This window comes from Kribbella sp. NPDC004875, from assembly GCF_042873375.1.
Lineage (GTDB): Bacteria > Actinomycetota > Actinomycetes > Propionibacteriales > Kribbellaceae > Kribbella.
The window spans coordinates 94,104-102,173 of sequence record NZ_JBIALI010000011.1; the positions used below are offsets into that span (position 1 = coordinate 94,104).

Here is an 8,070-nt window from a genome sequence, read left to right on the forward strand (position 1 = left end):
AGTCAAGGTCGTTCAGTAACGATGAGTGCACGGATCGTGACGCTGCTCAGCTCAGGGGGTGCGCCATCCGGTGGATGATGACGATGGCCGAGTCGTCGCCCGGGCCGCCGGCGGCGGCGACGAGTTCCGCGGCGCCGCCCTGGAATCCCTGTGCCACCAGGCGTTCCGCGTGTCCCGCGAGGCGGTCGGTGCCGCGGCCGATGTCGCGCCGCGGCGTCTCCACCATGCCGTCGCTGTACAGGAAGAGTGCGTCGCCGGGCTTCAGCTGCCCGCTGTTCGGTGCGAACTCCGGCGCCTCCATCAACCCGAGCAGCGGCCCGTCCGCGTCCCGCGTCTGCCACCGCCCCGACCACGCGTCGAACTGGATCGCCGGCGGATGCCCAGCCGTCCGTACGTCGAACTCACCGCTCCGCAGATCCATCGCGACATGCACCACGGTCGCGAAGTCGTCGTCCCAGTCCTGGCGCCGGATGTACCGGTTCGCCGACGGCAGGAAATCCTCCTCCGGTACGACGCCCAGCAGCCCGCCGAACGCACCGGACAGCAGCAGCGCCCGCGTCCCGGCGTCGATGCCCTTCCCGGACACGTCGACCAGCGCGACCTCGAGTACGTCGTCGTGCACCGTCGACACCACGAAGTCCCCGGAGAACGACGACCCACCGGCGGACCGGATCGCCACCTCCACCCGCCAGCCGGCCGGCAGTTTGGGCAGCTCCCCCTGTGCTGTCAGCGTGTCCCGCAGCTCCATCAGCATCGACTCACTGCGCGTGCCGGCCACACCGAGCCGGCTGCGCACCTTGGCACTCGCGATCATGATCCAGCCGACGATCACGAGCACCAGCACGAAGCCCACGCGCGGCGACGTCAGCCCACGGGACAGCACGATGAACGAGCCCAAGGCCGCGGTGATCCCGGTGAGCGCGACCAGCTCGCCGAACCGCAGCAGGACGCCGCCGACCACCAGCGGGATGATCAGGAACGACGTCGGTACCAGCGTCATCCACGCATGGCTCGCGATGGCGATGACCAGCTGCACCACGGCCAGTGCGACGAACGCGACGCGGTGCGACTTCCGGGCACGCCGGCCCAGCGCCTCGACCCGGCGGCCGATGCGTCGTGCCAGCGCCACACCGCCGCTCTTACTCATGGTGTGAAGAAGATAACGGCACCTCTCGGCCCACGCATCAATTCGCAACACAACTGAGAGCTGTCAGCTCTTGCGAGTGAGGCCGGTCCGCTGGCACTTGGGGCACCAGAAGAGGTTTCGGCCGGCCAGGATCTTGGTCCGGATCACCGATTGGCACACATAGCATCGCTGCCCTTGCCGCCGGTAGACGTAGACCTCACCGCCGTGGTCGTCCTGACGCGGGTCACGGCCCATCGCCTCCGGGGTGTGGTCGTCGGCGACCGTGTCGATCCGCCCGGTCTCCACGCCGTACTTCATCAGCTCCAGCAGGTCGTCCCACATCCCCTGCCACTCGCGCTTCTTCACCACGTTGCCGGGCGTCATCGGGTTCAGCTTGGCCCGGAACAACACCTCGGCCCGGTACACGTTCCCGACGCCGCTCAGGACGTCCTGATTCATCAGCAGCTGCCCGATCGGCAGCTTGCTGCGGTGGATGCGCTTCCAGGCGAGCTCGGGGTCGGCGTCGGCACGCAACGGGTCCGGGCCGAGCCGGCCGAGCAACTGGTCGCGTTCCTCGCCGGTGATCACCTCACACACGGTCGCCCCGCGCAGATCGGCGTACGCCGTCGCGTTCTGCAACCGCAGCCGGACCTGGCCGACCGGTTCGGGTACCGGGGCCGGCTTGATGTCCATCTTGCCGATCAGTCCGAGGTGGATGTGCAGGAAGCCCGCGCCCTCGAAGTCGGCGAGGAAGTGTTTGCCGTGCGCCTCGGTCTGCCGCAGCAGGTGGCCGTCGAGCAGTGCGGCGCCCTCGGCGAACCGCCCCTGCGGACTGGACGTCCGGACCGGCCGGCCGCCGAACGCGTCCCAGACGTCGTTCGCCAACCGGTGCAGGGTGTGACCTTCAGGCATGATTCCTCATATGGGGACGACAGGTGGTTCCAAGGGGCGGAGCACGCCGCCCACGCCGGCTGTGGTCGGAGTCGGTCGCAGTATGCGGGCTCGCGACGTCTCCCGGCCTCGCCGGCCCGCCGGTCGCCGACCGGTTCTCCCCGAACCGGACAGCGACCACCAGGACACGCAGAACGCTCAGGAAAGTCAGGGCAGCGGCGGGAGCTCGCCGGTCGACTCGTAGTCGGTCAGCATCTCGATCCGCCGGGTGTGCCGCTCCTCGCCGGAGTAGTCGGTCGCCAGGAACGTGTCGACGAAACCGGCGGCCTCCTCCTCGGTGTGCATCCGGGCGCCAACGCTGATCACGTTGGCGTTGTTGTGCTCGCGACCGAGCCGTGCGGTGTCGGTGCTCCAGGCCAGCACGGCCCGGACCCCCTTCACCTTGTTGGCGGCGATCTGCTCACCGTTGCCGGAGCCACCGATCACGATGCCCAGACTGCCGGGCTCGTCGACCACCGCCTGTCCGGTGCGCAGGCAGTACGGCGGGTAGTCGTCCACGGCGTCGTACACCGCCGGACCGTGGTCCACGACGTCGTGCCCGGCAGCAGTCAGGTGCTGCACGAGGTGGTTCTTGAGTTCGAAGCCGGCATGGTCGGAGCCGATGTGCACTCGCATGGCGAGCAATCTACTGACACACCGGGACGCCCGGGAGCTTGGGTGCGCCCGATCCGACGTACACGTTGGTCACGTAGCCGCCGTACTTCGGCAGATAGGCCCACCAGTCGCTGGACCGCGGCGGTACGTCGATCAGCTCGCCCTGTGCCTGTCCGCTGACCAGAACCTCCACGCCGGACGGCAGGTGCCCAAGGATCCCTCCGGAGGTGTTAGGTGCCGTCCGCACCCGGACGCCCTCCCCCGTGGTAATCACCCAACTGCCTGCACTCCGCACCGCACCCGGCACGGTCAGCGTCCGCGTCAACCGCGTCACGTCCGTGTACGCCTTCCCGTACTGCGTTCCGCTCGGATGCAGCGTGAAGACGGCGACGATCGTCCGGTCGTCGACTCCGACCGTTCCAGTCGTGTGCAGTGCGTCGCTGACGAGGTCCAGCGCGGCGACCGGCTTCGCGCGATCGGATTGGTAGCCGCTGGACCCGTGGAACCCGGACCAGCCCTGCTTGAGGCTGAAATCCGCGTCGAACACCGACGCGATCCCGAAGTACTGGTCGAAGCCGTCCGTGCCGTAGCGGGTCGGCCGGTGCAGCAGATCCATCACGTACTCGCGGACCGGCAGCGGAGCCCGATCCAGCACGTAGCGGTAGATCCGCACCGTGTCGGCCGCGGTGATCGCGACGTACCCCCAGAAGCCCGGGTGCGTGGCCGGCGGACCGGCCGTGTGGGTCAGACCGAGGCGCTCGGCCATGCGGTCCACGATGGCCGCGCCGCCGAGCTCCTCCCAGTAGTAGCTCGCCGCGTCGTCGTCACTGCTGCGCAGCATCACCTCGAGCCGCTCGCGGTCCGCGTCCGGTACGTCGTGGTCCGGGCCACGGTCCCAGAGGAAGTCGAGGACGATCAGCAGCTTCACCACGGACGCGGACCGGAACGCCCGATCCGCGTCCAGTTGCTGCACGAACTGCCCGGTCCGGCGATCGAAGACCGCGAGACCGGCGGTCACCCCTGGAGGAACAACGAGGTCACCAACTGTTGGCAGTTCGTCACGCAAGGTCATCTGGAACCTACTCACCACTGGACGGAATCCTGAGTGAGCAACTTTCACCGTCCGGGCGGCTCCAGTTCAACCCCTGAATCGTCAGTCGAAGATCGGACCGCGGTCGCGGGTGCGCTTGATCTCGAAGAAGCCCTCGGTGCCGGCCACCAGGCGGACGCCGTCCCAGAGCTTGCCGGCCGCCTCGCCCTTCGGGGCCGGCGTCACGACCGGACCGAAGAACGCGGTGCCCTCTACCGAGATGACCGGAGTACCGACCTCCATGCCGACCTGGTCCATCCCGGCGTGGTGCGACTTCTTCAGCGCGTCGTCGTACCGGTCGGTGTCGGCCGCCTCGATCAGCGACGCCGGCAGCCCGACCTCTTCGAGTGCCTCCTTGACCACGTCACCCTTACCGTCGCCGATCCCCCGGCCGCCGACGTGGATCCGGTTGCCGAGCGCGGTGTAGAGCGGCAGCAGGACCTCGTTGCCGTGCGCCTGCTCGGCCGCGATCAGCACGCGGACCGGACCCCAGGCGTTCGCCAGGAAACTCTTGTACTCGTCGTTCAGCTCGTCACGGCCGTCGTTCAGGACGGCGAGGCTCATCACGTGCCAGGTCGTCTTCACATCCCGGACCTGCTCGACCTCGAGCATCCAGCGAGACGTCATCCAGGCCCAGGGGCAGGCCGGGTCGAACCAGAAATCTGCGGAGGCAGTCATATTCACCATCATACAAAGTTGAAACAACGGTTATACCGACTCGGTATCCAATACCCAATGTCGGGGGGAAACCCGCATCCAAGGCGTGAGCCAGGTGCATAGGATGCCGACATGCCTGGAACCAACCTGACGCGCGACGAGGCGCGTTCCCGGGCGGGCGTGGTCAGTGACGTGAGTTACGCGATCGAGCTCGACCTGGCCAACGCCCCGACCGGAGCCCCGACGTACCCGTCGGTCACCACCATCACGTTCGCCGCCGAGGCCGGCGCGAGCACGTTCGCCGACCTGATCGCGGACAAGGTCCGCGCGGTCACGCTGAACGGGGTCGCCCTCGACCCGGACACCGTGTACGACGGCGCCCGGATCCAGCTCGACGGGCTGGCCGAGCGCAACGAGCTGACCGTGGTGGCCGACTGCCTGTACTCGCGGACCGGTGAAGGGCTGCACCGCTCGGTCGACCCGGCCGACAAGGAGACCTACCTCTACACCCAGTTCGAGGTGCCGGACGCCCGCCGGGTGTTCACCACCTTCGAGCAGCCCGACCTCAAGGCCGTCTTCACCTTCACCGTCTCCGCACCGGCCCGCTGGGTCGTGATCTCGAACGCCCCGACGCCCGAGCCGACGCCGTACCAGGGTGCGAGCGGCGAAGAGCTGGCCCGCTGGGAGTTCCCGCCGACCGAGCGCATCTCGACGTACATCACCGCTGTGGTCGCCGGTCCGTACCACGTCGTCACCGACGTGTACGAGGGGCCGCACGGGACGTACCCGCTGTCGCTGCTCTGCCGTCCGTCGCTGAAGGGTGCGCTGGACGTCGACGACCTGTTCGAGGTCACCAAGCAGGGCTTCGCGCTGTTCGAGGAAGCGTTCGGTACGCCGTACCCGTTCCACAAGTACGACCAGGCCTTCGTGCCGGAGTACAACATGGGTGCGATGGAGAACGCGGGCTGCGTCACGCTGCGGGACGAGTACCTGTTCCGCAGCCGGACGACGCACGCGGAGATGGAAGCCCGCGCCAACACCGTGCTGCACGAGCTGGCACACATGTGGTTCGGCGACCTGGTCACGATGACCTGGTGGGACGACCTGTGGCTGAACGAGTCGTTCGCCGAGTGGGCCAGCCACTGGGCGCAGGTGGTCGCGACGACGAAGTACTCCGACGCGTGGACGACGTTCTGCAACGCCCGGAAGAACTGGGCGTACCGGCAGGACCAGCTGCCGTCGACGCACCCGATCGCGGCCGACATGATCGACTTCCACGCCGTCGAGGTGAACTTCGACGGCATCACCTACGCCAAGGGCGCGTCGACGCTGCGGCAGCTGGTCGCGTTCGTCGGCGAGGACACCTTCATCACCGCGCTGAAGGAGTACTTCCACGACCACGCGTTCGGCAACACCGAACTCACCGACCTGCTGAAGCCGCTGGAGAAGGCGTCCGGGCGCGACCTGGACGACTGGACCGAGCGCTGGCTGCGGACCGCCGGGGTGAACACGCTGCGCGCCGACTTCGCCGTCGACGAGCAGGGCGCGTTCACGTCGTTCGCGATCGAGCAGACCGCCACCGAGAAGTTCCCGGTACTGCGCCCGCACCGGCTCGCGGTCGGCCTGTACCGCCGTACCGACGCCGGCCTGGTCCGGACCGAGCGGTTCGAGGTGGACATCGACGGACCGCGCACCGAGCTCCCCGAGCTGACCGGCGCGACCCAGCCGGACCTGGTGCTGCTGAACGACGACGACCTCACCTACGCGAAGATCCGGATGGACGAGCGCTCCCGGGCGACTCTGGTGGAGTCGATCGACCAGTTCACCGAGTCGCTGCCCAGGGCGCTCGCCTGGGGCTCCGCGTGGGACATGACCCGCGACGCCGAGATGCCGACCAGCCAGTACGTCGACATCGTGCTGCGCGGCATCCGGGCCGAGACCGACCTGACCGGTGTCCGCTCGTTGCTCGCCCAGGCGAGCACCGCGATCAACCAGTACGCCGCTCCGCAGAACCGGCCCGCCCTACGCGCACGGTTCGAGGAGGCGCTGGCCGGTCTGGTCGCCGAAGCTCAGCCGGGGAGCGACCACCAACTGGCGTTCGTCCGGGCTTACAGCTCGGCGGTGTTCTCCGCTGAAGGAGCCGACCGGCTCGCCGGTTGGCTGGACGGTCGCGACCTGCCCGAGGGCCTCGTCGTCGACACCGACCTGCGCTGGACGCTGATCGTCGCGCTGGCGCGGCTCGGCCGGATCGGCGCGGACGAGATCGACGACGAGCTGACCCGCGACACCACGATCACCGGGCAGGAGCGGGCCGCCCAGGCCCGTGCGGCGCGGCCGACCGTCGAGGCGAAGGAAGAGGCCTGGCGGATCGCGGTGGAGTCCGAGGACACGCCGAACGAGACGCAGTTCCGGACCATCCTCGGCTTCCAGCAGCCCGGTCAGGAAGACCTGCTCCGGCCGTACGTCGAGAAGTACCTCAGCGCTGCCAAGGACGTGTACACCCGGCTCGGCTCGTCGATGGGCGAGAACGTGCTGGTGTACCTGTCCCCGCGGCACCTGGCCGACCAGTCCACGCTGGACGCGCTGACCGGCTGGCTGGACGCGGAGTCGTCGTCCGTCGACGCTCCGACGCTCCGGTACGTCACGGAGGCACAGGCCGACCTGACCCGCGCGATCGCCGCGCAGGCGACGGACGTCGTCGCCTGAGAAAGGCGCCCTGAGAAGCGCCCTGAGAAGGTCTCTGAGAAGGTCTCTGAGAAGGTCTCTGGCACCGCCAGTCTCATCTGAGGCCGGCGGTGTCGCATTTGGACCTGCTCGTGCGGTAAGACTTTGTCGGTGCCCGCCTCTGATCCCGCCTTGGCTGGTGCGGCAGCTGTTGCGCTGACCGGACTCGCAGAGGCGTACCGACCCCGCCCCGTCACGCCGCTGATGCCGTGGCGGTTCCCCAACCGCCTGGTGAAGCCGTACGTCGTGACCGCGCGCGGACGGCAGTGGGACGACAACATGGTCGACATCGCCCGCGGTACGGCGACCCGCCAGCTCGAGTTCGACGACGCGATGGGTGCGGTCGGGCTCGGAGTCGTCGTACTGCACCTCGGCGAGGACGGCCTCTACCTGGTGGTGCAGAGCTGGGCGCGCGACTTCCAGTCCCGCCTCAGCATCTTCAGCGGCATGGATGTCGGCGACCTCCGCCCGGCCCCGATCGGCGCCGCGCCCGGTGTCTGGGAACTGGAGGTCCTCAGCCACGAGCGCGCGGCCTACGTCACCCACATCCTCACCGGCGACGTCGACATCGACGCCTGGCTCGACGACGCCCTCGACACCCGCCCGAAGGTGAGATACGACGGCATCCCGTCGGGTACCTAGTGCTGGCGCCGCGTCAAGAAACCTTCGGGTTGTCAGACCCTCGCCGTCCCCGCCAGCGATGACCCCAGCCACCTCTGCACACCCCGTCGCGGCGCCGTGGCGCCGTGGCGCCGTTTGGGTGGTTCACCCCAGAAATGGTCCGTTCCCACGCGGCATACCAACTGCTCACGGACAACCCCAGGGGTGAACCCCTCGAATGCCTGGCCGGGGTGCCTGGCCGGGGTGCCTGGCCGGGGTGCCTGGCCGGGGTGCCTGGCCGGGGTGCCTGGCCGGGGTGCCTGGCCGG

7 protein-coding genes are annotated in these 8,070 nt (G+C 68.7%); 2 read left to right on the forward strand and 5 right to left on the reverse strand.

Annotation, left to right across the window (positions count from 1 at the left end):
- Window positions 1-46 precede the first annotated feature (46 nt).
- The 5 genes from ACFYRH_RS40205 to ACFYRH_RS40225 form a co-directional block, all read right to left on the reverse strand.
- Entirely contained in the window at window positions 47-1,147 is a 1,101-nt protein-coding gene (locus ACFYRH_RS40205; protein WP_387786074.1) for a PP2C family protein-serine/threonine phosphatase, read from the reverse strand.
- A gap of 63 nt (window positions 1,148-1,210) precedes the next feature.
- A complete protein-coding gene (locus ACFYRH_RS40210) occupies window positions 1,211-2,038 on the reverse strand; it encodes an Fpg/Nei family DNA glycosylase (protein ID WP_387786076.1) in 828 nt (275 codons plus the stop codon).
- 186 nt (window positions 2,039-2,224) lie between these two features.
- The gene (locus ACFYRH_RS40215; protein WP_387786077.1) at window positions 2,225-2,692 is read right to left on the reverse strand and encodes a ribose-5-phosphate isomerase; all 468 of its coding nucleotides are present in this window, start codon (window positions 2,690-2,692) and stop codon (window positions 2,225-2,227) included.
- A 10-nt stretch (window positions 2,693-2,702) separates the two neighbouring features.
- The gene (locus ACFYRH_RS40220; RefSeq protein ID WP_387786079.1) at window positions 2,703-3,758 is read right to left on the reverse strand and encodes a hypothetical protein; all 1,056 of its coding nucleotides are present in this window, start codon (window positions 3,756-3,758) and stop codon (window positions 2,703-2,705) included.
- A 66-nt stretch (window positions 3,759-3,824) separates the two neighbouring features.
- Window positions 3,825-4,439 carry a DsbA family protein gene (locus ACFYRH_RS40225; RefSeq protein WP_387786082.1) on the reverse strand — a complete coding sequence of 205 codons (615 nt, stop codon included), beginning with the start codon at window positions 4,437-4,439 and terminating at the stop codon, window positions 3,825-3,827.
- A 111-nt stretch (window positions 4,440-4,550) separates the two neighbouring features.
- Here ACFYRH_RS40225 and pepN point away from each other — a divergent pair, with 111 nt between their 5' ends.
- Together pepN and ACFYRH_RS40235 are read left to right on the forward strand one after the other, a co-directional pair.
- On the forward strand, window positions 4,551-7,124 hold the full coding sequence (gene pepN, locus ACFYRH_RS40230) for an aminopeptidase N (RefSeq protein WP_387786083.1): 2,574 nt from the start codon (window positions 4,551-4,553) through the stop codon (window positions 7,122-7,124).
- 129 nt (window positions 7,125-7,253) lie between these two features.
- Entirely contained in the window at window positions 7,254-7,784 is a 531-nt protein-coding gene (locus ACFYRH_RS40235) for a hypothetical protein (protein ID WP_387786086.1), read from the forward strand.
- Window positions 7,785-8,070 lie beyond the last annotated feature (286 nt).

Bases quoted from the DNA above. Each gene is read 5' to 3' on its own strand.
- ACFYRH_RS40205 (WP_387786074.1), bottom strand. From the start codon at position 1,147: ATGAGTAAGAGCGGCGGTGTGGCGCTGGCACGACGCATCGGCCGCCGG.
- ACFYRH_RS40210 (WP_387786076.1), bottom strand. From the start codon at position 2,038: ATGCCTGAAGGTCACACCCTGCACCGGTTGGCGAACGACGTCTGGGAC.
- ACFYRH_RS40215 (WP_387786077.1), bottom strand. From the start codon at position 2,692: ATGCGAGTGCACATCGGCTCCGACCATGCCGGCTTCGAACTCAAGAAC.
- ACFYRH_RS40225 (WP_387786082.1), bottom strand. From the start codon at position 4,439: ATGACTGCCTCCGCAGATTTCTGGTTCGACCCGGCCTGCCCCTGGGCC.
- pepN (WP_387786083.1), top strand. From the start codon at position 4,551: ATGCCTGGAACCAACCTGACGCGCGACGAGGCGCGTTCCCGGGCGGGC.